15 protein-coding genes are annotated in these 24,507 nt (G+C 41.8%); 14 read left to right on the top strand and 1 reads right to left on the bottom strand.

What is annotated here, in order from left to right; genetic code table 11:
* Positions 1–94 precede the first annotated feature (94 nt).
* The 8 genes from thrC to ilvC all read left to right on the top strand — a co-directional run bounded on the left by thrC (position 95) and on the right by ilvC (position 10,362).
* Positions 95–1,579, top strand: coding sequence for a threonine synthase (gene thrC, locus H7U01_RS04285; protein ID WP_201041174.1), 1,485 nt, complete (start codon positions 95–97; stop codon positions 1,577–1,579).
* Positions 1,580–1,640: 61 nt separating this feature from the next.
* Positions 1,641–2,927, top strand: a complete 1,287-nt coding sequence (locus tag H7U01_RS04280; RefSeq protein WP_201041173.1) for an MATE family efflux transporter — start codon at positions 1,641–1,643, stop codon at positions 2,925–2,927.
* A 111-nt stretch (positions 2,928–3,038) separates the two neighbouring features.
* Positions 3,039–3,404 (top strand): Asp23/Gls24 family envelope stress response protein, encoded by a 366-nt coding sequence (locus H7U01_RS04275; protein WP_002885694.1) that lies wholly within the window; start codon positions 3,039–3,041, stop codon positions 3,402–3,404.
* Complete coding sequence (locus H7U01_RS04270) at positions 3,404–5,071, top strand: DAK2 domain-containing protein (RefSeq protein ID WP_201041172.1); 1,668 nt, start codon at positions 3,404–3,406, stop codon at positions 5,069–5,071. The genes H7U01_RS04275 and H7U01_RS04270 overlap by 1 nt, the downstream gene beginning before the upstream one ends.
* A 168-nt stretch (positions 5,072–5,239) precedes the next feature.
* The gene (gene ilvD / locus H7U01_RS04265; protein ID WP_201041171.1) at positions 5,240–6,961 is read left to right on the top strand and encodes a dihydroxy-acid dehydratase; all 1,722 of its coding nucleotides are present in this window, start codon (positions 5,240–5,242) and stop codon (positions 6,959–6,961) included.
* A 133-nt stretch (positions 6,962–7,094) separates the two neighbouring features.
* Positions 7,095–8,795: an acetolactate synthase large subunit gene (locus H7U01_RS04260; RefSeq protein ID WP_201041170.1), complete on the top strand. Its 1,701-nt coding sequence runs from the start codon at positions 7,095–7,097 to the stop codon at positions 8,793–8,795.
* Positions 8,788–9,264 carry an acetolactate synthase small subunit gene (gene ilvN / locus H7U01_RS04255; protein WP_064523524.1) on the top strand — a complete coding sequence of 159 codons (477 nt, stop codon included), beginning with the start codon at positions 8,788–8,790 and terminating at the stop codon, positions 9,262–9,264. Before H7U01_RS04260 ends, ilvN begins: the two co-directional genes overlap by 8 nt.
* Before the next feature lie 75 nt (positions 9,265–9,339).
* A complete protein-coding gene (ilvC, locus tag H7U01_RS04250; protein ID WP_201041169.1) occupies positions 9,340–10,362 on the top strand; it encodes a ketol-acid reductoisomerase in 1,023 nt (340 codons plus the stop codon).
* Positions 10,363–10,514: 152 nt separating this feature from the next.
* Here the strand turns inward: ilvC and tyrS are convergent, their stop codons facing one another.
* Positions 10,515–11,771: a tyrosine--tRNA ligase gene (gene tyrS, locus H7U01_RS04245; protein WP_073686092.1), complete on the bottom strand. Its 1,257-nt coding sequence runs from the start codon at positions 11,769–11,771 to the stop codon at positions 10,515–10,517.
* Positions 11,772–11,872: 101 nt separating this feature from the next.
* Here tyrS and pbp1b point away from each other — a divergent pair, with 101 nt between their 5' ends.
* From pbp1b to comGB, 6 genes are all read left to right on the top strand, one after another.
* Positions 11,873–14,296, top strand: a complete 2,424-nt coding sequence (gene pbp1b, locus H7U01_RS04240; protein WP_070576044.1) for a penicillin-binding protein PBP1B — start codon at positions 11,873–11,875, stop codon at positions 14,294–14,296.
* Positions 14,297–14,655: 359 nt separating this feature from the next.
* Positions 14,656–18,234 carry a DNA-directed RNA polymerase subunit beta gene (rpoB, locus tag H7U01_RS04235; RefSeq protein WP_002892041.1) on the top strand — a complete coding sequence of 1,193 codons (3,579 nt, stop codon included), beginning with the start codon at positions 14,656–14,658 and terminating at the stop codon, positions 18,232–18,234.
* Positions 18,235–18,334: 100 nt separating this feature from the next.
* Entirely contained in the window at positions 18,335–21,973 is a 3,639-nt protein-coding gene (rpoC, locus tag H7U01_RS04230; RefSeq protein WP_002887020.1) for a DNA-directed RNA polymerase subunit beta', read from the top strand.
* A 162-nt stretch (positions 21,974–22,135) separates the two neighbouring features.
* Complete coding sequence (locus tag H7U01_RS04225) at positions 22,136–22,498, top strand: DUF1033 family protein (RefSeq protein ID WP_201041168.1); 363 nt, start codon at positions 22,136–22,138, stop codon at positions 22,496–22,498.
* 79 nt (positions 22,499–22,577) lie between these two features.
* Complete coding sequence (comGA, locus tag H7U01_RS04220) at positions 22,578–23,519, top strand: competence type IV pilus ATPase ComGA (RefSeq protein ID WP_201041167.1); 942 nt, start codon at positions 22,578–22,580, stop codon at positions 23,517–23,519.
* Positions 23,401–24,501, top strand: coding sequence for a competence type IV pilus assembly protein ComGB (gene comGB / locus H7U01_RS04215; protein WP_155115607.1), 1,101 nt, complete (start codon positions 23,401–23,403; stop codon positions 24,499–24,501). Before comGA ends, comGB begins: the two co-directional genes overlap by 119 nt.
* Positions 24,502–24,507: the final 6 nt, after the last annotated feature.

The following is a 24,507-nucleotide window of genomic DNA, read 5'->3' as shown; positions in this document are numbered from 1 at the left end:
CCGAATGATTTTCTCACAAGTCACAATACGTGTAGAAATATTCTGACAATTATGCTACAATAGAGCCACACACTATCTAAAAAGAGGATTTACCATGACACTTGTATACCAATCAACACGTGACGAAAATAATAAAGTAACTGCTAGTCAAGCTATTCTTCAAGGTTTGGCAACAGATGGTGGCTTGTTCACACCATTGTCAACACCTGAGGTTGCTTTGGACTTTGATCAATTGAAAGATGCTTCTTACCAAGAAGTTGCTAAATTGGTCTTGTCAGCTTTCTTGGATGATTTTACGGAAGAGGAATTAGATTACTGTATCACAAATGCTTATGACGACAAATTTGATACAGCTGCTATTGCACCAGTAGTTAAACTTAAGAACCACTACAACCTTGAACTTTTCCATGGTTCTACTATCGCTTTCAAAGATATGGCCCTTTCAATCTTGCCTTACTTGCTAACAACATCAGCTAAAAAGCAAGGTGTTGATAATAAGATTGTTATCTTGACAGCGACATCAGGTGATACTGGTAAGGCTGCTATGGCTGGTTTTGCAGATGTTCCTGGAACTGAAATTATTGTCTTTTATCCAAAAGACGGTGTTTCAAAAATCCAAGAATTGCAAATGACCACTCAAACAGGAGCTAACACTCACGTTATTGCCATTGATGGTAACTTTGATGATGCCCAAACCGATGTGAAACGTATGTTTAATGATGTTGACTTGCGTGAGAAATTGTTGGCTCATCATACGCAATTCTCATCAGCTAACTCAATGAACGTTGGTCGTTTGGTACCACAAGTGGTTTACTATGTATATGCCTATGCGCAGTTGGTTAAGGCAGGTCATATCCAAAACGGAGATAAGGTCAACTTCACAGTACCAACAGGAAACTTTGGTAATATCTTGGCGGCTTATTATGCACGTCAGATTGGTGTTCCGGTTGGCAAATTAATCTGTGCTTCTAATGAAAATAACGTCCTCACAGACTTCTTCGCAACGGGTACTTATGACAAGAAACGTGATTTCAAGGTAACGACAAGTCCTTCTATGGATATCTTGGTATCTTCTAACTTGGAACGCTTGATTTTCCACCTTCTTGGTAATGATGCTGCTAAGACTAAAGAGCTCATGGATGCACTTGTGACTAAGGGCGAGTATACTTTGGCTGGTGCAGATAAAGATATTCTTGACTTGTTTGCAGCAGGATTTGCAACTGAGGATGAAACAGCTGCTGAAATCAAACGTGTTTATGAAGAAGACAAGTATATCGAAGATCCTCATACAGCGGTTGCCTCAGCGGTTTACGAAGCATATGTTCAAAAGACAGATGACCACACCCCTACAGTTATCGCTTCAACAGCTAGCCCATATAAATTCCCACGTGTGGCTATTTCAGCTGTCACTGGTAAAGACAGTGGGGATGATTTCAAAGCAGTAGAAGATTTGCACCAACTTTCAGGTGTAGCTATCCCAGCTGCTGTAGATGGACTTGAACATGCGGAAGTTCGCCATAAAACAGTTGTTGCGGCAGCTGATATGCAAAAAGCAGTTGAAAGCTATCTTGGTGTATAAGAATAAAAAAAATAGGAGCTGAGAAATCAGCCCTATTTTTATCAATATAGAAGAGAATATTATGACAGAAACAAAGAAAATTCTAAACATAGCCTTGCCTGCTATGGCCGAAAACCTTCTACAAATGTTGATGGGGGTTGTCGATTCTTACCTAGTGGCTCAGGTTGGTATTGTCGCCATATCAGGGGTTTCCGTAGCCAATAATATAATCACGATTTACCAAGCTATCTTCATTGCTCTAGGAGCCTCAAGTGCCAGTGTCATTGCTAGAAGTCTAGGGAAGGGAGATGTTAAAGCGACTAACCGAGACACCTGGGATGCTATTATTATTACCCTTGCTCTTAGTCTCATTCTTGGTTTACTTTCCATTTTTGGTGGTGGGGCCATTCTTAATCTTTTAGGTACTGAGCAATCTGTGACTCAGGCTGGTAGTCTCTACCTTGCTCTTGTCGGTGGAGGAGTGGTCTTCCTAGCCTTAATGACTACTTTTGGTAACATATTACGGGCCAAGGGACGGCCTCGTATTTCCATGGTCGTCAGTCTTTTGACTAATGTCCTTAATGCTATTTTATCTTCTTTAGCTATCTTTGTGGGACATTGGGGGATTATTGGGGTCGCAACGGCTACGGTTTTTTCTCGTCTGGTTGGGACAGTGATACTGTGGCAAGCGATGAAACTGGATGTGAAGCAGCTTGAAGTTACCAAACCTTTCAACAGGGAGTTGTTGGGGATTGCTCTGCCAGCAGCAGGTGAACGACTGATGATGCGTGCTGGAGATGTGGTCATTGTGGCTATTATTGTTACCTTTGGTACAGCCGTTGTCGGTGGTAACGCCATTGGTGAAAACCTCACTCAGTTTAACTATATGCCCGGTATGGGAGTCGCCACGGCTACAGTTATCTTGGTTGCCAATAGTCTGGGACGAGGGGATAAGGCGCAGATGAAGCGTATTATACGAGAGTCTTATTGGATTTCAACCTTCTTGATGGTTCTGGTTTCAGGGGGTATCTTGCTTTTTGGACAAGGATTATCAAGTCTCTTTATAGATAATAAAGCAGCTATTGCGGCTAGTCAGGTAGTTATTCTTTATTCTTTCCTTGGGAATCCCGTGACTTCGGCGACTCTAGTCTACACTGCAGTTTGGCAAGGTCTGGGTAAGGCTAAGATGCCTTTCTATGCGACAACTATTGGGATGTGGATTATCCGAATTTTCTCAGGCTACTTCCTAGGAGTGAGTTTGGGAATGGGTCTTGCAGGCGTCTGGATTGCAACTGTTGTTGATAATGTATGGCGTGCGGTCTTCCTCTATGTGATGTACCGTCGTTATCTCATAAAGAGAAAGTTTTAATGATAAATATTGAGGAGATACTCTTATTCAAAGGGTATCTTCTTCTTATTTTTTACAAGTAAGCTCGAATATGGTAAAATAAGCTGATAAAAACTTTTTGAGGTAGTAATTATGACTGTAAAAATCAATACAAAAGATGGTCAAATCGAATTGTCAGATGATGTCATCGCAACAGTAGTTGGCGGTTCAGCAACAGAAATTTTTGGCGTTGTCGGTATGGCAAGTAAGAGTGCTATCCGAGATAATTTTCAAGCACTTCTTGGAAAGGAAAACTACGCAAAAGGAGTTGTCGTGAAATCTACTGATGCAGGTATTACTGTGGATGTTTACACTGTTATGAGTTACGGTGTTAAGATTAGTGAGGTTTCAAAAAATATTCAAGAACGTGTGAAATTTAATCTTGAGAATCAACTCGGTATCAAGGCTGAAACAGTAAATGTTTACGTTCAAAATATTAAAGTCGTAGGAGAAAACTAGTGTCTAAAATTACAACAAGCTTGCTTCAGGAGATGGTCCAAGCGGCAGCAACACGTCTAGGTAAGCAAGCAGAATATGTGAATTCACTCAATGTCTTCCCAGTACCAGATGGAGATACTGGAACAAACATGGGAATGACTATGGATAACGGAGCTAAAGCTGTCGCAGATCAATCAGCTTCAACAGTTGGTGAAGTTGGTCAGATTTTGTCTAAGGGTCTTTTGATGGGTGCCCGTGGTAACTCAGGTGTTATCACGTCACAATTGTTCCGTGGATTTGGTCAAAGTATCAAGGATAAAACGGAACTTGATGGTCAAGATTTAGCTCACGCCTTCCAAGCAGGGGTTGAAGTTGCTTATAAAGCTGTTATGAAACCTGTCGAAGGAACAATCCTTACAGTATCACGTGGTGCAGCTTCAGCAGCGATTAAGAAAGCTGAATCTACGAATGATGCTGTTGAGGTTATGCGTGCAGCTCTTGACGGAGCTAAGGCTGCCTTGGCTAAGACACCAGAGATGCTTCCAGTTTTGAAAGAAGTTGGAGTAGTAGACTCAGGTGGTCAAGGTTTGGTCTTTATTTATGAAGGTTTCTTGTCAGCCCTTACAGGTGAGTATATCGCTTCAGAGGACTTCCAAGCGACACCTGCTACGATGACAGAGATGATCAATGCAGAACACCATAAGTCAGTTGCTGGTCATGTTGCCACAGAAGACATTACCTTCGGTTACTGTACGGAAATCATGATTGGTCTCAAACAAGGTCCGACTTATGTGAAAGACTTTGACTATGAAGAGTTCCAAAATTACTTGAGTAACCTTGGGGATTCACTTCTTGTGGTTAACGACGATGAAATTGTAAAAGTTCACGTCCATACAGAGGATCCAGGTCTTGTCATGCAAGAAGGTCTTAAATATGGGGCTCTTGTCAAAGTTAAGGTTGACAACATGCGTAACCAACACGATGCACAAGTTCAAAAAGAAGAAGCTATCCAAGCTGCACCTTCTGCTCCTAAAGACTTTGCCCTTATTGCAGTTGTTGCCGGAGATGGCCTTGCAGAAATCTTCAAATCACAAGGTGTTGACTATGTGATTTCAGGTGGTCAAACAATGAACCCATCAACAGAAGATATTGTTAAGGCTATTGAACAGGTCAATGCTAAGAATGTAATCATCTTGCCAAATAATAAAAACATCTTTATGGCAGCGCAATCAGCTGCTGAAGTAGTAGATGTCAATGCGGCTGTTGTTGAAACACGTACAGTACCACAAGGATTTACAAGTTTGCTCGCTTTCGATCCTAGCCAAAGTATCGAAGCTAATGTTGAAGCTATGACAGCTAGTCTTTCAGATGTAACAAGTGGTAGCGTGACATTGGCAGTACGTGATACAACTATTGATGGTCTTGAGATTCATGAAAATGATATCCTTGGTATGGTGGATGGTAAGATCCTTGTGTCTACCCCAGATATGGACCAAGCCCTTTTTGACACCTTTGACAAGATGATTGATGAAGACAGTGAAATTGTTATGATTTACGTCGGCGAAGAAGGTAATCAAGAACAAGCTCAAGCACTTGCGGAAAAATTGGAAGAGGTTCACGAAGATATCGAAGTTGAAATCTTCCAAGGAGACCAACCAGTTTATCCATACCTCTTCAGTGTTGAATAATTTTGAATAATCATTTAGGAAGTCTTAGGGCTTCCTTTTTGTTTTGTCAGTTTTGATATAGCAGGGATATCTTTTCGGAATTACAAAAATATTCTGAAAATTCCTTGACATTACTTTCCAAAGTGGTAACATATGTTGTAAGAAATTTTATAGATTGAAGGTAAGATCATGAGAAGTGATATGATCAAAGTTGGTGTTGATAAGGCACCAGCACGCGGACTTTTGTATGCGACTGGGCAAGTTAAATCTGCCAAGGATATGCAAAAGCCCTTCATTGCTATTTGTAACTCTTATATTGACATTGTTCCAGGGCATGTTCACTTGCGTGAATTAGCAGATATTGCCAAGGAAGCTATCCGTGAGGCTGGCGGTATTCCTTTTGAGTTTAATACCATTGGTGTGGACGATGGGATTGCCATGGGACATATTGGGATGCGTTACAGTCTTCCATCTCGTGAATTGATTGCCGATTCTGCAGAAACAGTTATTAATGCCCACTGGTTTGACGGGGTTTTCTACATTCCTAACTGTGATAAGATTACACCAGGGATGATTTTGGCGGCCATGCGTACTAATGTGCCAGCAGTATTTTGTTCTGGTGGACCTATGAAGGGTGGCGTTGACATGACTGGTCATCAAGCGACTCTCTCAAGTTTGTTTGAAGCAGTAGGTACTTATCAGGCTGGTGATATGAGCATGGATGAGCTCGATTATTTGGAGAAAAATGCTTGTCCAACTTGTGGTTCATGTTCAGGAATGTTTACCGCTAACTCAATGAACTGTTTGATGGAAGTTTTGGGCCTTGCCCTTCCAGGTAACGGTACTATCCTAGCCGTTTCAGATGAACGTCGTGAATTGGTTCGTCAAGCAGCCACAAAATTGATGGATAACATCAAAAATAATGTTCGCCCACGTGATATTGTGACCAAAGAAGCCATCGATGATGCGTTTGCTCTAGATATGGCCATGGGTGGTTCAACCAATACTGTTCTTCATACTCTTGCTATTGCGCGTGAGGCCGGTATTGACTATGACCTTAAGGAGATTAACGAAATTGCCAAGAAGACACCTTATCTCTCTAAAATTGCACCTTCAAGTGTTTACACTATGCATGATGTCCATGAAGCTGGTGGTGTTCCAGCCATTATTAATCAGTTGATTAAAAAAGGAGCCATTAAAGGTGATCGTATTACAGTTACTGGTAAAACTTTGAAAGAAAACGTAGCTGGTGCTGAAATCAAGAATGAAGAAATTATCCATCCAATTGAGCATCCTATCTCACCAGTTGGTGGTTTGTCTATCCTTTACGGAAATATTGCTCAGGATGGAGCTGTTATCAAGGTCGGTGGTGTAGATCCATCTGTTAAAACTTTCCGTGGTAAAGCTATTTGTTGTGATTCACAAGATCAGGCCCTTGAATTGATTGATAATGGAACAGTTAAGAAGGGCCATGTCGTTGTCATTCGTTACGAAGGTCCTCAGGGTGGACCTGGTATGCCAGAAATGTTGGCACCAACTTCTAAGATTGTCGGACGCGGTCTTGGTAAGGATGTGGCTCTGATTACGGATGGTCGTTTCTCAGGAGCTACTCGTGGTATTGCTATTGGTCACGTTTCTCCAGAAGCAGCAGAAGGTGGTAATATCGCCCTAATCGAAGATGGGGATGAAATCGTGATTGACCTACCAAATCGTACCCTTGATCTGCTTGTCGATGATGCAACCCTTGAAGAACGCCGCAAACATTTGAAAACTTTCAAATCAAAAATTTCAAGTGGTTGGTTGCGTCGCTATACAGCCTTTGCTAAGTCAGCCAATGTTGGCGGAACTTTGATGAGTGACGAAGAATTCGAAGAACGTAAAGCAGAACGTCAAGCACAAGAAAAAAACTAAGAACATTCTTTCCGAAGAGTTTGTGATATTTTTCTCCGAAACCCTTGCAAATTTGGTTAAAAATGTTATCATAGTATACAAGGTTTTGAATTTTTAGACAATTCGAAAAAAACAACTACTAAAGGAGGTCCATGTGAAGAAAATTGAACTTGAAGAAGCACGCTCTGGTGCTGATTTAATTCTTGATACACTTCTTGAACTTGGGATTTCAACTATCTTTGGATATCCTGGCGGAGCGGTTCTTCCTTTGTATGATGCTATTTACAAAAATGACAAGATTAATCATATCTTATCTCGTCATGAGCAAGGAAGTCTGCACGAAGCTGAAGGTTATGCCAAATCAACTGGTAAACTCGGTGTTGCTCTTGTAACGAGTGGCCCCGGTGCAACGAATGCTATTACCGGCATTGCAGATGCTATGAGTGATAGTGTACCTCTCCTAGTCTTTACAGGTCAGGTTGCAACACCAGGTATTGGTAAGGATGCCTTCCAAGAGGCTGACATTGTCGGAATTACCATGCCAATTACTAAATACAACTACCAGATTCGCGATACGGCTGATATTCCTCGTACTATTCGAGAAGCGGTTCATATCGCAACGACAGGACGTCCTGGTCCGGTTGTTATCGACCTTCCAAAAGATGTTGTAGCTAAGGAAACTGCGTTCATCAACGATCCTGAAATCAATCTTCCAAGTTACCAACCGACGCTGAGACCAAACGAGATGCAAATTAAGAAAATCTTGAAACAGTTGGGCAAAGCTAAGAAGCCGGTTATTGTAGCTGGGGGTGGAGTGGCTTATTCTGAATCTGCTAAGGAGCTAGTTGCTTTTGCAGAACGCTACCAAATTCCAGTTGTTACAAGTCTTCTAGGTCAGGGAACAATTGCTACTAGTCATCCCCTCTTCTTGGGTATGGGTGGTATGCACGGTTCATATGCATCTAATATTGCTATGACTGATGCTGACTTTATGATTGCCATAGGTTGTCGTTTTGATGATCGCTTGACAGGTAATCCAAAAACATTTGCTAAGAATGCAAAGGTTGTTCATATTGATGTGGATCCGGCTGAGATTGGCAAGATTATTGCGGTAGATTTACCAGTTGTTGGTGATGCCAAGCAAGCTCTTGGAATGCTCTTAGCAGAACCAGTGGTTAAGAATAACACTGAAAAATGGATTGAAAAAGTCACAAAAGATAAAGAGCGTGTACGTTCTTACGATAAGAAAGAACGCATGGTACAGCCTCAGGCAGTTATCGAGCGTATCGGTGAATTGACTAAGGGTGATGCAGTTGTTGTCACTGACGTTGGGCAACATCAAATGTGGACAGCTCAGTATTATCCATACCAAAATGAGCGTCAACTGGTGACATCAGGTGGTCTTGGAACCATGGGATTTGGTGTCCCAGCAGCAATTGGTGCTAAAATTGCTAATCCTGATAAAGAAGTTATCCTCTTTGTTGGTGATGGTGGTTTCCAAATGACGAACCAAGAATTGGCTATTTTAAACATTTACAAGGTGCCAATCAAGGTTGTTATGTTGAATAACCACTCACTTGGTATGGTGCGTCAATGGCAAGAGTCCTTCTACGAAGGGCGCACGTCAGAGTCTGTCTTTGACACTCTTCCTGATTTTCAACTGATGGCTCAAGCTTATGGCATTAAGTCTTATAAGTTTGATAATCCAGAAACGATTGATCAGGATTTGGAAGTTATCAAAGAGGATGTGCCGATGTTCATCGAGGTTGATATCTCTCGTAAAGAGCATGTTTTGCCAATCGTTCCAGCTGGTAAGAGTAATCATGAAATGTTGGGGGTGAAGTTCAATGCGTAGAATGTTAACAGCTAAACTTCAGAACCGATCAGGTGTTCTTAATCGCTTCACTGGAGTGCTTTCACGCCGTCAGGTCAATATTGAGAGTATTTCCGTTGGAGCAACGGAAAATCCTGATGTTTCACGTATTACAATTATCATTGATGTGAATTCTCATAATGAGGTTGAGCAGATTATTAAACAGCTTAATCGTCAGATTGATGTGATTCGCATTCGTGACATCACTGATCGTCCCCACTTGGAGCGTGAGGTTATATTGGTCAAGGTGTCAGCACCAACTTCTAAACGTGCTGAAATCTTGGCAATCATTCAACCCTTCCGTGCTTCGGTGGTGGATGTTGCACCAAGCTCTATCACTATCCAGATGACTGGTGATGCTGAGAAGAGTGAGGCGCTTCTACGAGTTATTCGACCTTACGGTATCAAGAATATTGCTCGTACGGGTGCTACTGGATTTACCCGCGATTAAAAAATCCATTATAAATTTGTTAACCCAGCCTTAAAAAGGCAATTAAATATTATTTTAGAAAAGAGACATACTACTATGGCAGTTCAAATGGAATATGAAAAAGACGTAAAAGTACCAGCACTTGATGGTAAAAAAATCGCCGTTATCGGTTACGGTTCACAAGGTCATGCGCATGCACAAAACTTGCGTGATACAGGTCACGATGTTATCATCGGTGTTCGTCCAGGTAAATCATTTGATAAAGCTAAAGAAGATGGTTTTGATACTTACACAGTAGCAGAAGCAACTAAATTGGCTGATGTTATCATGATCTTGGCTCCAGATGAAATCCAACAAGAACTTTACGAAGCAGAAATCGCTCCAAACCTTGAAGCTGGTAACGCTGTTGGTTTTGCTCACGGATTCAACATCCACTTTGAATTCATTAAAGTACCAGCAGATGTTGATGTATTTATGTGTGCACCTAAAGGACCAGGTCACTTGGTACGTCGTACATTTGAAGAAGGCTTTGGTGTACCTGCTCTTTACGCAGTATACCAAGATGCTACAGGTAACGCTAAAGACATCGCTATGGACTGGTGTAAAGGTGTTGGTGCAGCACGTGTTGGTCTTCTTGAAACAACATACAAAGAAGAAACTGAAGAAGATTTGTTTGGTGAACAAGCAGTTCTTTGTGGTGGTTTGACTGCCCTTATTGAAGCTGGTTTTGAAGTCTTGACTGAAGCTGGATATGCTCCAGAATTGGCTTACTTTGAAGTGCTTCACGAAATGAAATTGATCGTTGACTTGATCTACGAAGGTGGATTCAAGAAAATGCGTCAATCAATTTCAAACACTGCTGAATTCGGTGACTACGTATCAGGTCCACGTGTTATCACTGAACAAGTGAAAGAAAATATGAAAGCAGTTCTTGCTGACATCCAAAACGGTAAATTCGCTAACGACTTCGTTAACGACTACAAGGCTGGACGTCCAAAACTTACTGCTTACCGTGAAGAAGCTGCTAACCTTGAAATCGAAAAAGTTGGTGCTGAATTGCGTAAAGCAATGCCATTCGTTGGTCAAAACGACGACGACGCATTCAAAATCTATAACTAATGTGATAGTCTCGAAAACCAGCCTAGTGCTGGTTTTTTGTTTCTGAAGAGAGTAGTTGGGAATCAATCCTACTGCTCTTTTTTGGTAGATAAATTGTAAAATATAGTGCAACAAAAAAACTCACTCCATTACGGAGTGAGAATAGCTATAAATTAGTAAGTCAAGACAAAGTTTTTCTTCTTACCACGACGGACAACAGTAATTTCATTATCAATTTTATCTGTGTCTGAGAGAGTGTAATCCAAGTCTTGTACACGTTCACCGTTGATGTAGATAGCGCCGTTTTGGACATCTTCACGTGCTTGACGTTTAGATGGTGAAATTTTTGCATTGACGAGAAGTTCAACGATGTTCAGATTTTCATCTGCTGAAATTTCATATGTTGGGACACCGTTGAGGGCAACTTTAAGGTCGCGTGCTGAGAGAGCTTTAAGGTTACCAGCGAAGAGTTGTTCAGTGATGTGAACAGCTTGTTCGTAAGCTTCTTTACCGTGAACCAAGGTCACAACTTCACGAGCCAAAACCTTTTGTGCCAAACGTTGGTGACGAGCTTGGTCAAATTCTTTACCGATCTCTTCGATTTCTTCAAGTGACAAGAAAGTGAAAATCTTCAAGAAGCGAACGGCGTCATCATCCATAACGTTGAGCCAGAATTGGTACATTTCGTAAGGTGTTGTTTTAGTAGCATCAAGCCAGACAGCGTTACCTTCTGATTTACCGAATTTTTTACCAGTTGAATCTGTGATAAGTGGTACAGTGATAACATGTCCAGATTTGTCTGCTTTACGACGCAAGAGCTCAGTACCTGCTGTCATGTTACCCCATTGGTCAGAACCACCAATTTGGAGGGTTACGCCGTACTTATCGTTGAGTTCATAGAAATCGTAACCTTGCATGATTTGGTAGGCAAACTCAGTGTAAGAGATACCTGTTTCGATACGTTTCTTAACAGATTCCTTACTCATCATGTAGTTAACTGTGAAGTATTTACCTACGTCACGCAAGAAATCAATGAAGCTGACTGAACCAAACCAGTCATAGTTGTTGACCATAACGGCCTTGTTGTCACCATTTTCAAAATCAAGGAAACGAGAGAGTTGTCCTTGGATTTTTTCAACCCAACCTTCAACAGTTTCTTTGGTTTGCAGGCTACGTTCAGCATCTTTAAATGATGGGTCACCAATCAAACCTGTTGCACCACCAACGAGGGCGTAAGGTTTGTGTCCAGCCAATTGAAGTCGGCGACTTGTAAGGATAGCGACAAGGTGTCCAAGGTGGAGACTGTCTGCTGTTGGGTCATAACCAGTGTAGTATGAGACTGGTCCCTCTTCAAAGGCTTTTACAAGGGCTTCTTCATCTGTGGTTTGAAAAATCAAGCCACGTGCTTTTAGTTCTTCAAAAATTGTCATGATATTCTCCAGTAAAGTATATTCTGCACCATTATACCAAAAGAAAGTAGGCCTATGCAAGCTTTGTCAAAGTTTGTTATAATAGGCTTTGAGGTATTTCTATGAATTTTGAAAAAATAATAAATTATTTTAGGCGACTAGGGCAGACTATTCGTACAAAGTTTGCTGGTTCTAGGTCTAAAAGAGGAGATAAATCTTTTAAAGAAAGGAAAGCTACGACTGGATCTAAGTGGAATCGTAAGCAAGCACGGAAGTCGCCTGAGGATGGGATGACACTCTTAGACATGGGTGATGTTTTCTTAAAAACCTTAAAGCTCTTGTCTGATTTCTTTTATGTGGTTATTATCGTTCTCACCTTATTCGGTGCAGGAATTGGTTTGGGTTATCTGGGGAGTCAAATTGAGTCTGTTCCGTCGATTAAGGACAAAACCTTGTTGAATCAGATTAGTGAGGTTAGTTTGGTATCTTCGATGAGCTATTCCGATTCCAAGAAGATTGCGGATATTGATACTGACTTGCTGAGAACACCTATTGAAAGTGATGCGATTTCTAACAATGTCAAAAATGCCATCATTGCGACTGAGGATGAAAATTTTAAAAAGCATAAGGGTGTTGTACCAAAGGCAGTTTTTAGGGCTTTGGTGTCATCAGTTTTGGGGGTTGGCTCTTCAAGTGGTGGTTCGACGCTAACGCAGCAGTTAATCAAGCAACAGGTAACAGGCGATGCGCCAACCTTTAAACGTAAGGCGGCAGAGATTATCTATGCCTTACAATTGGAGCGTCGCGCTTCTAAAAATGAAATTTTAACCGATTATCTGAATGTTTCTCCTTTTGGGCGTAACAACAAGGGGAAAAATATTGCTGGTATTGAGGAGGCTGCTCAAGGTATCTTTGGGGTATCTGCAGCAGATTTGACAGTTCCTCAGGCGGCCTATCTGGCAGGTTTGCCACAGAGCCCAATTGTCTACTCACCTTATACAGCTGACGGTCAATTAAAAAATGCAGAGGATCTTTCTTATGGCTTAGCACGTCAGCAAGATGTACTCTACAATCTTTATCGCGGTGGCTATCTAGATAAGTCGCAGTATGAAAGCTATAAGGATTATGATATCACTAAAGATTTCAAGACTGGTGAGAAGTCTGATGCCGTAAGTCATGACTATTTGTACTATTCTGTCATGTCTGAGGCTCAGGATGTCATGTATGATTATCTCGTTAAACGTGACAAGGTATCGAGTCAAGAGTTGAAAAATGATAAGACCAAGGAAAGCTATCGTGAGAGGGCTCTACAAGAGCTACAAACCGGTGGCTACAGCGTTAAGACAACTATTGATAATGCAGTTTATAATGCGATGCAAGATGCTGCGAGTCAATATGGTGGCCTCCTCGACCAAGGTGGAAATAGTGGAGTTGAAGTCGGAAATGTGCTCATGGATAATGCGACTGGAGCAATTCTAGGATTTGTTGGTGGTCGTAGTTACGAAAATAATCAAAATAACCATGCCTTTGATACGGCACGCTCCCCAGGCTCATCTATTAAGCCTATTATTGCTTATGGAATTGCTATTGATCAAGGTTTGATGGGTAGCTCAAGTATCCTTTCTAACTACCCAACTAATTTTACGGGTGGAACGCCTATTCTCCATGATGGTGATAAGGGTACAGCTATGATGAACCTACAAGAGGCACTCAATACCTCGTGGAACATTCCAGCCTTTTGGACTTATCAAATGCTTCAACGTCATGATGTTGATGTTGAGGGTTACATGACCAAGATGGGCTATAAGATTGCTAACTACAATATCGAGAGTTTACCTCTTGGCGGGGGAATTGAAACCACGGTTGCCCAGCAAGTAAATGCCTATCAGATGCTTTCAAATGGTGGCGTCTATGAGAAGGGTCATATGATTGATAGTATTACTGACCGTACTGGCGAAGTTATCTATCAGCATAAATCTGAAGGGGTTCAAGTCTTTTCAAGAGCTACGGCTAGCATCATGGATAACCTGCTCAAGGAAGTTGTGGTTAAGGGAGCGACAACTCAATTTCATTCTGAATTGAAAAATGTCAATGGTGCAGCAGCCTCAGCTGACTGGATGGGTAAAACAGGAACGACAGATAACTTTGCGGATGCTTGGTTGATCGTCTCAACGCCTGGTATTACTCTTGGTGGTTGGGCTGGTTATGACAATAATACACCAACCAATTCTAAAACGGGTTACACCTACAATGCGCAATATATGGCTCGTTTAACTTCCGCCATCTACAATGCCAATCCAGGTATTTTTAAAACGGGAGATAAGTTTAATATCGATTCAAGTGCTATTAAGGCAAGTGTGCTCAAATCAACAGGCCTTAAACCAGCAACAGTGTCTGTCAATGGTCGTAATGTTTCTGTAAGTGGTGAAATGGTTGATACTTATTGGGCTAAAAATGGGCCTGGAGATACAACCTACAAATTTGCTATTGGTGGAACTGACAGTGACTATCAAAAAGCCTGGTCTAGCATTCTTGGAGGGCATTAGGAATTGCCAAGAAAACTTGCAAAAAAGCAAAAAATTAGGTATAATATAGGCAACTATTTGTCGTCTTACTTGGTTGAAATATTGTCCAATCAAGAGATACAGCAGTTAAATCAACGTTTTTTCGGTCAGATTTAGCTGCTATTTTTGTGCTTATTTTTAGGATTTTCAAGTGTTGTAACGCATATTTAAAGGTTCTAAAAATTCAAAGACTAAGTTTTTTGCTTATCCTTAATCAGGTAAGTGGAGGTTAGTGTTTAATCACTTGTTAATGGGACAAGCAACTGAACAAGGCAGAAGACAAATATTTAAAGTGCACGACTTGCAAAGCAGGTCTCGAATGTAGAAAAGGAGTAGAAGACTTGGCAGGACATGACGTTCAATACGGGAAACATCGTACCCGTCGTAGTTTTTCAAGAATCAAAGAAGTTCTTGATTTACCAAACTTGATTGAAATCCAAACGGATTCATTCAAAGAATTCTTGGATACTGGTCTTAAAGAGGTTTTTGAGGATGTACTTCCTATCTCAAACTTCACAGACACTATGGAATTGGAATTCGTTGGTTACGAATTGAAAGAGCCTAAGTATACACTTGAAGAAGCTCGTATCCACGATGCATCATACTCAGCACCTATCTTTGTGACTTTCCGTCTTATTAACAAAGAAACTGGTGAAATCAAAACTCAGGAAGTCTTCTTCGGAGATTTCCCTATTATGACTGAGATGGGTACTTTCATCATCAATGGTGGTGAACGTATTATCGTTTCTCAGTTGGTGCGCTCACCTGGTGTTTACTTTAACGATAAGGTTGATAAAAACGGTAAAGTGGGTTATGGATCAACAGTTATCCCTAACCGTGGGGCATGGCTTGAGCTTGAAACAGATTCAAAAGACATTGCCTACACTCGTATCGACCGTACACGTAAGATTCCATTCACAACGCTTGTGCGTGCGCTTGGATTCTCAGGTGATGATGAAATTGTTGATATCTTTGGAGATAGCGAGTTGGTTCGTAATACCATTGAAAAAGATATCCACAAAAACCCAGCAGATTCACGTACTGATGAAGCGCTTAAAGAAATTTATGAACGTCTTCGTCCAGGTGAACCAAAAACTGCCGACAGCTCACGTAGCTTGCTTGTAGCTCGTTTCTTTGATCCACGTCGTTATGACTTGGCTGCTGTTGGTCGTTACAAAGTCAATAAAAAACTTAACATCAAGACACGTCTTTTGGGACAAACAATTGCTGAAAACTTGGTAGATCCTGAAACAGGTGAAATCCTTGTTGAAGCTGGTACTGAAATGACACGTGATGTGATTGATTCAATCGCAGAATACTTGGATGGTGATTTGAACAAATTTGTATACACACCAAACGATTATGCGGTGGTTACAGAACCTGTTGTTCTTCAAAAATTCAAGGTTGTAGCACCAAATGATCCAGATCGTGTGGTTACAATTGTTGGTAATGCCAACCCAGATGATAAAGTTCGTGCTTTAACAACAGCGGATATCTTGGCTGAAATGAGCTACTTCCTCAACCTTGCTGAAGGTATCGGTAAAGTAGACGATATCGACCACCTTGGTAACCGTCGTATCCGTGCGGTTGGTGAATTGCTTGCTAACCAATTCCGTATTGGTTTGGCTCGTATGGAACGTAACGTACGTGAGCGTATGTCAGTTCAAGATAACGAAGTCTTGACACCACAACAAATCATCAATATTCGCCCTGTAACTGCTGCTGTTAAAGAATTCTTCGGTTCTTCACAGTTGTCACAGTTCATGGACCAACACAACCCATTGTCAGAGTTGTCACACAAACGTCGTTTGTCAGCCTTGGGACCTGGTGGTTTGACACGTGACCGTGCCGGATATGAAGTTCGTGACGTGCACTACACGCACTACGGTCGTATGTGTCCAATTGAAACACCTGAAGGACCTAACATCGGTTTGATCAATAACTTGTCTTCATATGGACACCTTAACAAGTACGGTTTCATTCAAACACCATATCGTAAGGTTGACCGTGCAACTGGTAAAGTAACCAACGAAGTGGTTTGGTTGACTGCTGATGAAGAAGATGAGTACACAGTTGCTCAGGCTAACTCTAAATTGAACGAAGATGGAACATTTGCAGAAGAAATTGTTATGGGTCGTCACCAAGGTAATAACCAAGAGTACCCATCACACCTTGTAGATTTCGTGGATGTTTCTCCTAAACAGGTAGTTGCCGTTGCGACAGCATGTATTCCTTTCTTGGAAAACGATGACTCTAACCGTGCCCTCATGGGTGCCAACATGCAACGTCAGGCTGTGCCTTTGATTGATCCTAAAGCACCTTATGTTGGTACTGGTATGGAATATCAAGCTGCCCACGATTCAGGAGCTGCGGTTATCGCCCAACACGACGGTAAAGTTGTCTACTCTGATGCTGATAAAGTTGAAGTTCGTCGTGAAGATGGTTCTCTTGATGTTTATACTATTCAAAAATTCCGTCGTTCAAACTCAGGTACTGCCTATAACCAACGTACTTTGGTTAAGGTTGGCGATATTGTTGAAAAAGGTGACTTTATCGCTGATGGTCCATCTATGGAAGGTGGAGAAATGGCCCTCGGTCAAAACCCTATCGTCGCATACATGACATGGGAAGGTTACAACTTCGAGGATGCCGTTATCATGAGTGAGCGTCTTGTGAAAGATGACGTTTATACATCTGTTCACTTGGAAGAATTCGAATCAGAAACACGTGATACAAAGCTTGGGCCTGAAGAAATCACACGTGAATTGCCAAACGTTGGTGAAGAAGCCCTCAAAGACCTTGACGAAATGGGTATTATCCGTATCGGTGCTGAGGTTAAAGAAGGTGACATTCTTGTTGGTAAGGTAACACCTAAGGGTGAAAAAGACCTTTCTGCTGAAGAACGTCTTCTCCACGCTATCTTTGGTGATAAATCTCGTGAAGTACGTGATACGTCACTCCGTGTACCTCACGGTGGTGATGGTGTCGTTCGCGATGTTAAAATCTTTACACGTGCAAACGGTGATGAATTGCAATCAGGTGTTAACATGCTTGTTCGTGTTTATATCGCTCAAAAACGTAAGATCAAGGTCGGAGATAAGATGGCCGGTCGTCACGGTAACAAAGGGGTTGTTTCTCGTATTGTTCCGGTTGAAGACATGCCTTACCTTCCAGACGGTACACCAGTTGATATCATGTTGAACCCACTTGGGGTGCCATCACGTATGAACATCGGTCAGGTTATGGAACTTCACCTTGGTATGGCTGCACGTAACTTGGGTATCCACATCGCAACACCAGTCTTTGATGGAGCAAGCTCAGAAGACCTCTGGGATACTGTTCGTGAAGCAGGTATGGATAGTGATGCTAAGACAATCCTTTACGATGGACGTACAGGTGAACCATTTGATAACCGTGTGTCAGTTGGTGTCATGTACATGATCAAACTTCACCATATGGTTGATGATAAACTTCACGCTCGTTCAGTAGGTCCTTACTCACTTGTTACCCAACAACCTCTTGGTGGTAAAGCACAATTTGGTGGACAACGTTTCGGTGAGATGGAGGTTTGGGCCCTTGAAGCTTATGGTGCATCAAATATCCTTCAAGAAATCTTGACTTACAAGTCAGATGACGTTAACGGACGTTTGAAAGCCTATGAAGCTATCACTAAAGGTAAACCAATTCCAAAACCAGGTGTACCAGAATCATTCCGAGTACTTGTTAAAGAATTGCAATCACTTGGTCTTGATATGCGTGTCCTTGATGAGGATGACTACGAAGTTGAATTACGTGATCTTGATGAAGGTGAAGACGATGATGTCATGCACGTTGATGATCTTGAAAAAGCACGTGTACAACAAGCCAAAGAAGCTGCTGAATTAGAAAAAGCTAAAGAAGCTTCAGATAAAACAGAATAAAATAAGCTTTAGAGAGGGAGTTCACTCTCTCTGCTAAGGTAGCTGATAAAGGTGAGAATAGCGCTGCTATTGTCAATAGAACAAAAGAAAGGTAATACTAGTGGTTGACGTAAATCGATTTAAAAGTATGCAAATCACACTAGCTTCACCAACTAAGGTCCGTTCATGGTCTTATGGTGAAGTTAAGAAACCTGAAACAATCAACTACCGTACGCTCAAACCAGAACGCGAAGGTCTCTTCGACGAAGTGATCTTTGGTCCTACCAAAGACTGGGAATGTGCGTGTGGAAAATACAAACGTATCCGTTATAAAGGTATCGTTTGTGACCGCTGTGGTGTTGAAGTAACACGTGCTAAGGTTCGTCGTGAACGTATGGGTCACATCGAGTTGAAAGCACCAGTATCACACATCTGGTACTTCAAGGGAATCCCTTCTCGTATGGGATTGACTTTGGACATGAGTCCTCGTGCGCTTGAAGAAGTTATTTACTTCGCAGCTTACGTGGTTATTGATCCAAAGGAAACACCACTTGAACCAAAATCTCTCTTGACAGAACGTGAATATCGTGAAAAATTGCAAGAGTATGGACATGGTTCATTTGTCGCTAAAATGGGTGCCGAAGCTATCCAAGATCTCTTGAAACAAGTAGATTTGGAAGCTGAAATTGCTGAACTCAAAGAAGAGTTGAAAACAGCAACTGGTCAAAAACGTGTTAAAGCTGTTCGTCGTTTGGACGTTCTTGATGCCTTCTACAAGTCTGGTAACAAACCAGAATGGATGGTGCTTAACATCTTGCCAGTATTGCCACCGGACCTTCGTCCAATGGTTCAATTGGATGGTGGACGTTTTGCGGCATCTGACTTGAACGATCTTTATCGTCGTGTTATCAACCGTAACAATCGTTTGGCTCGTTTGCTTGAATTGAATGCCCCAGGTATCATCGTGCAAAACGAAAAACGTATGTTGCAAGAAGCGGTAGATGCCCTTATCGATAATGGACGTCGTGGTCGTCCAATCACTGGACCAGGTAGTCGTCCACTTAAATCTTTGAGCCACATGCTTAAAGGTAAACAAGGTCGTTTCCGCCAAAACTTGCTTGGTAAACGTGTTGACTTCTCTGGACGTTCCGTTATCGCCGTTGGTCCAACACTTAAAATGTACCAATGTGGTGTGCCACGTTTGATGGCCATCGAACTTTTCAAACCATTTGTGATGCGTGAAATCGTTGCGCGTGAATACGCAGGTAACGTGAAAGCCGCTAAACGTATGGTTGAACGTGGTGACGAACGTATTTGGGATATTCTTGAAGATGTTATCAAGGAACACCCAGTACTTCTTAACCGCGCACCTACCCTCCACCGTTTGGGTATCCAGGCCTTCGAACCTGTCTTGATTGATGGTAAGGCCCTTCGTCTTCACCCATTGGTATGTGAGGCCTACAATGCCGACTTTGACGGTGACCAAATGGCCATCCACGTTCCATTGTCTGAAGAAGCTCAAGCTGAAGCACGTTTGCTCCTTCTTGCGGCTGAACACATCCTTAACCCTAAAGACGGTAAACCGGTCGTAACACCATCTCAGGATATGGTTCTTGGTAACTACTACTTGACTATGGAAGAAGAAGGCCGTGAGGGTGAAGGTATGGTCTTCAAGGATATTGATGAGGCAGTTATGGCTTATCGTAATGGTTATGTTCACTTGCATAGCCGTGTCGGTATCGCAGTAGACAGCATGCCTGATAAACCTTGGAAAGAAAACCAACTTCACAAGATTTTGGTTACAACTGTTGGTAAGATTCTCTTTAACTCAATCATTCCAGCAGAAATTCCATATCTTCAAGAAACAACAAATGAGAACTTGACAGATAGTACACCAGATAAGTACTTCCTTGAACCAGGTCAAGATATCCAAACAGTTATTGATAGTTTGGAAATTAATGCGCCATTCAAGAAGAAAAATCTTGGTAACATCATCGCTGAAACCTTCAAACGTCTTCGTACGACTGAAACATCAGCCTTCCTTGACCGTTTGAAAGACCTTGGTTACTACCACTCAACACTTGCTGGTTTGACAGTGGGTATCGCCGATATCCCAGTTATCGATAACAAACAAGAAATTATCGATGCTGCTCACCATCGTGTTGAAGAAATTAACAAGGCCTTCCGTCGTGGTTTGATGACAGATGATGACCGTTATGTTGCTGTTACAACAACATGGCGTGAAGCGAAAGAAGCACTTGAAAAACGTCTGATTGAGACACAAGATCCTAAGAACCCAATCGTTATGATGATGGACTCAGGAGCTCGTGGTAACATCTCTAACTTCTCTCAACTTGCCGGTATGCGTGGTTTGATGGCCGCGCCTAACGGACGTATCATGGAATTGCCTATCCTTTCAAACTTCCGTGAAGGTTTGAGCGTTTTGGAAATGTTCTTCTCTACTCACGGTGCGCGTAAAGGTATGACCGATACGGCCCTTAAGACAGCCGACTCAGGTTACCTTACTCGTCGTTTGGTTGACGTTGCCCAAGATGTTATCATTCGTGAAGATGACTGTGGAACAGACCGAGGTCTTCTTATCCGTGCGATTACTGATGGTAAAGAAGTGACGGAAACACTTGAAGAACGTCTTCAAGGTCGTTACACTAAGAAATCAGTTAAGAATCCTACAACAGGTGAAGTAATCGTAGGTCCAGATACTTTGATTACTGAAGACATGGCTGCTGCTATTGTCAATGCTGGTGTTGAAGAAGTAACTATCCGTTCAGTCTTTACATGTAACACACGTCACGGTGTCTGCCGTCACTGTTACGGTATCAACTTGGCAACAGGTGATGCGGTTGAAGTTGGTGAAGCAGTTGGTACTATCGCCGCTCAATCTATCGGGGAACCTGGTACACAGCTTACTATGCGTACCTTCCACACCGGTGGGGTAGCCTCAAACACCGATATCACACAGGGTCTTCCACGTATCCAGGAAATCTTTGAAGCACGTAACCCTAAAGGGGAAGCGGTTATCACTGAAGTTAAGGGTACTGTTATTGAAATCGAAGAAGATGCTGCAACACGTACTAAGAAAGTCTTCGTTCAAGGTAAGACTGGAATGGGTGAATACGTTGTTCCATTTACAGCTCGTATGAAAGTTGAAGTTGGTGACGAAGTACACCGTGGTGCGGCCTTGACAGAAGGGTCAATCCAACCTAAACGTCTCCTTGAAGTACGTGATACCTTGTCAGTTGAAACTTATCTTCTTGCAGAAGTACAAAAAGTTTACCGTAGCCAAGGGGTAGAAATCGGTGACAAACACGTCGAAGTAATGGTTCGTCAAATGCTTCGTAAAGTACGTGTTATGGATCCAGGTGATACAGATCTCCTTCCAGGTACACTTATGGACATTTCTGACTTCACAGATGCTAACAAGGATATTGTTATCTCTGGTGGTGTTCCTGCAACATCTCGTCCAGTCCTTCTTGGTATTACTAAAGCCTCACTTGAAACAAATTCATTCTTGTCAGCGGCTTCCTTCCAAGAAACAACACGTGTGCTTACAGATGCAGCTATCCGTGGTAAGAAAGACCATCTCCTTGGTCTTAAAGAAAATGTTATCATTGGTAAGACTATCCCTGCTGGTACAGGTATGGCTCGTTACCGTAACATTGAACCACTTTCAGTTAACGAAGTTGAAGTTATTGAAAACATTGCTGTTGATGAAGCAATTGTGGAATCATCTGAAGACTAAAATGAAAGCAAAAGAACTCACAATGAATTGTGGGTTCTTTTCGTATTTATATGACTAGAATCTCTTCTATTTTTGATAAATATAAAATATAAGACCATTTTTTTTATCTTTTCCAGAAAATTTTGTATAATAAGAACACCAAAGATGAAGTGAGAAAGAAAAATGTACCAAGTAGTTGAAATGAAAGGGGATTTGGAACCGTGGTGGTTCCTAGAAGGCTGGCAAGAGGATATCATCAGTACTAAGGAATTTGAAGATTTTTACGATGCCCTCAAGTACTATAAAAAACTTTGGTTTGCGATGGAGGAAACCTTTCCAAGTTATATCAGCCGTAGTAGTGTCATGACTGCTTTTTGGGATCAAGAGGATAAGCACTGGTGTGAGGAGTGTGACGAATACCTGCAGGTCTATCAATCGATTGCTCTTTTGGATGATTGGCAGGAAATTCCTGAGGAAAAATACCGTCCGGGATATGAAAAGCGAAATGACCTTCCAAGTCATGCCCACTGTAAAATTAAACGTTAAATAATGCAGAAGCTCGAAATTTTCGAGCTTTTTTTCATTTTCTTAAACTTTTTACGAATAGGACTATGAGGAGGTCCTTATGGTAACAGAATTTGCTAAGGAAATGATCAAAAATGCTGATAGTTGTGGGGCTCAAGACATCTATGTCATTCCACGTCAGGATACTTACGAGCTCTATATGCGAGTTGGCCAGGAGAGGAGATTAATTGATGTATATCGGCCTGATTTCATGGCTAGTCTTATTGGTCACTTTAAATTTGTGGCGGGAATGATGGTGGGTGAGAAGCGTAGGAGTCAACTAGGTTCTTGTGACTATGATTGTGGTGATGGTCAAAGGGTTTCTCTGCGTTTGTCTACCGTTGGGGATTATCGCGGCTTAGAAAGTTTAGTTATTCGTGTTCTACATTCCGAACGTCGAGAATTAGTGTACTGGAATCAAGGAATCCAGCCTATTATGGATGCTTTGGATTATCGTGGCTTATATCTCTTTGCAGGTCCCGTTGGTTCTGGAAAGACTACGCTTATGCATGAGTTGGTTCAGGAGCGTTTTAAGGGGCAGCAGGTGATTTCGATTGAGGACCCTGTGGAAATTAAACAGGATAATGTTTTGCAACTCCAGGTGAATCAAGCAATTGACATGACCTATGATAATTTGATTAAGCTATCATTACGTCACCGCCCGGATGTTTTGATTATTGGAGAGATTCGAGATAAGGAGACTGCTCGAGCGGTTATTAGAGCTAGTCTGACGGGAGTGACTGTTCTTTCAACTATTCACGCAAAGAGTGTGGCAGGTGTTTATGAGCGTCTTCTGGACCTCGGTGTAGATAAGTCTGAGTTGGATAATGCTCTTCAAGGGATTGCCTATATGCGTTTGATTAAGGGAGGAGGTGTGATTGATTTTGCCAGTGAAAATTTCCAAAGCCATTCGTCAACCAGCTGGAACCAACAGTTGGAAGGCTTGGTTCAACAAGGATATCTCACTGAAGGGGATATCCAAGGGGAAAAAATTAAAGATTAATCAGCAAGTCAAGGTTATCCAGCTTTTCAAACAACTTCTAAAGGCAGGGTTTACTTTAACTGAAATCGTAGCCTTTTTGGAGCGAAGTCACTTGTTGAAAGAATCGTCATTATCTCTTATGAAAGCAAGCTTAATGCGAGGCGACAGGCTAGACCAGATGTTTGCGTCAGTGGGTTTTTCGGACAATATTGTTACTCAGATTGCCCTTGCTGATAAGCACGGTAATCTTCTAGGGAGTTTAACCAAGATTGAAACCTACATGCTTCGTATGACCAAGGTTCGTAAGAAACTCATGGAGGTAGCGACCTACCCTATCCTACTCCTGGGTTTCCTGATTCTGATTATGTTAGGACTTAAAAATTATCTTTTACCGCAACTGTTAGAGGGTGATGGTAAGGATAATTGGGCTGTACAGTTGGTTCAAATCTTTCCTCAGCTCTTCTTTGTGAGTTTGTGTGGACTTCTTGTATTAAGCTTAATTCTTTATCTATGGGTCAAACACCAGCCAGCCCTTGTCTTTTATCGACGAATGGCAAAAATCCCTTTCATAGGCCAAACTGTCAGGCTATATACGACCGCCTATTATGCTAGGGAATGGGGAAACCTCTTAGGACAAGGCATTGACCTGTTAGACTTGGTTTCTCTTATGCAAGAGCAAAAGTCCAAGCTATTTCGTGAGCTGGGGGCTGATTTAGAAGAGGGCTTGATGCTAGGACAGAGTTTTCCTGACCGTATTGCTAGTCACCCTTTCTTCACTAAGGAACTATCCTTAATTATTGCTTATGGAGAGGCTAATGCTAGGTTGGGCTATGAGTTAGAAGTCTATGCTGAAGAGGTTTGGCAGGCTTTCTTTAACCGTCTTAATAAGGCAACAACCTTTGTGCAACCCCTCATTTTTGTTATTGTTGCTGTCGTGATTGTAATGATCTATGCAGCCATGCTATTACCAATGTATCAAAATATGGAAGGAATGATGTCATGAAAATGA

Source organism: Streptococcus sp. 21.1 (assembly GCF_016648635.1).
GTDB lineage: Bacteria > Bacillota > Bacilli > Lactobacillales > Streptococcaceae > Streptococcus.
Note: the sequence above shows the minus strand (reverse complement) of the source record. Positions and strands in the feature narration are given on the sequence as shown.

Coding starts and splice junctions, on each gene's coding strand:
- thrC (WP_201041174.1), top strand. CDS start 95: ATGACACTTGTATACCAATCAACACGTGACGAAAATAATAAAGTAACT.
- H7U01_RS04280 (WP_201041173.1), top strand. CDS start 1,641: ATGACAGAAACAAAGAAAATTCTAAACATAGCCTTGCCTGCTATGGCC.
- H7U01_RS04275 (WP_002885694.1), top strand. CDS start 3,039: ATGACTGTAAAAATCAATACAAAAGATGGTCAAATCGAATTGTCAGAT.
- ilvD (WP_201041171.1), top strand. CDS start 5,240: ATGAGAAGTGATATGATCAAAGTTGGTGTTGATAAGGCACCAGCACGC.
- ilvN (WP_064523524.1), top strand. CDS start 8,788: ATGCGTAGAATGTTAACAGCTAAACTTCAGAACCGATCAGGTGTTCTT.
- ilvC (WP_201041169.1), top strand. CDS start 9,340: ATGGCAGTTCAAATGGAATATGAAAAAGACGTAAAAGTACCAGCACTT.
- tyrS (WP_073686092.1), bottom strand. CDS start 11,771: ATGACAATTTTTGAAGAACTAAAAGCACGTGGCTTGATTTTTCAAACC.
- pbp1b (WP_070576044.1), top strand. CDS start 11,873: ATGAATTTTGAAAAAATAATAAATTATTTTAGGCGACTAGGGCAGACT.
- H7U01_RS04225 (WP_201041168.1), top strand. CDS start 22,136: ATGTACCAAGTAGTTGAAATGAAAGGGGATTTGGAACCGTGGTGGTTC.
- comGA (WP_201041167.1), top strand. CDS start 22,578: ATGGTAACAGAATTTGCTAAGGAAATGATCAAAAATGCTGATAGTTGT.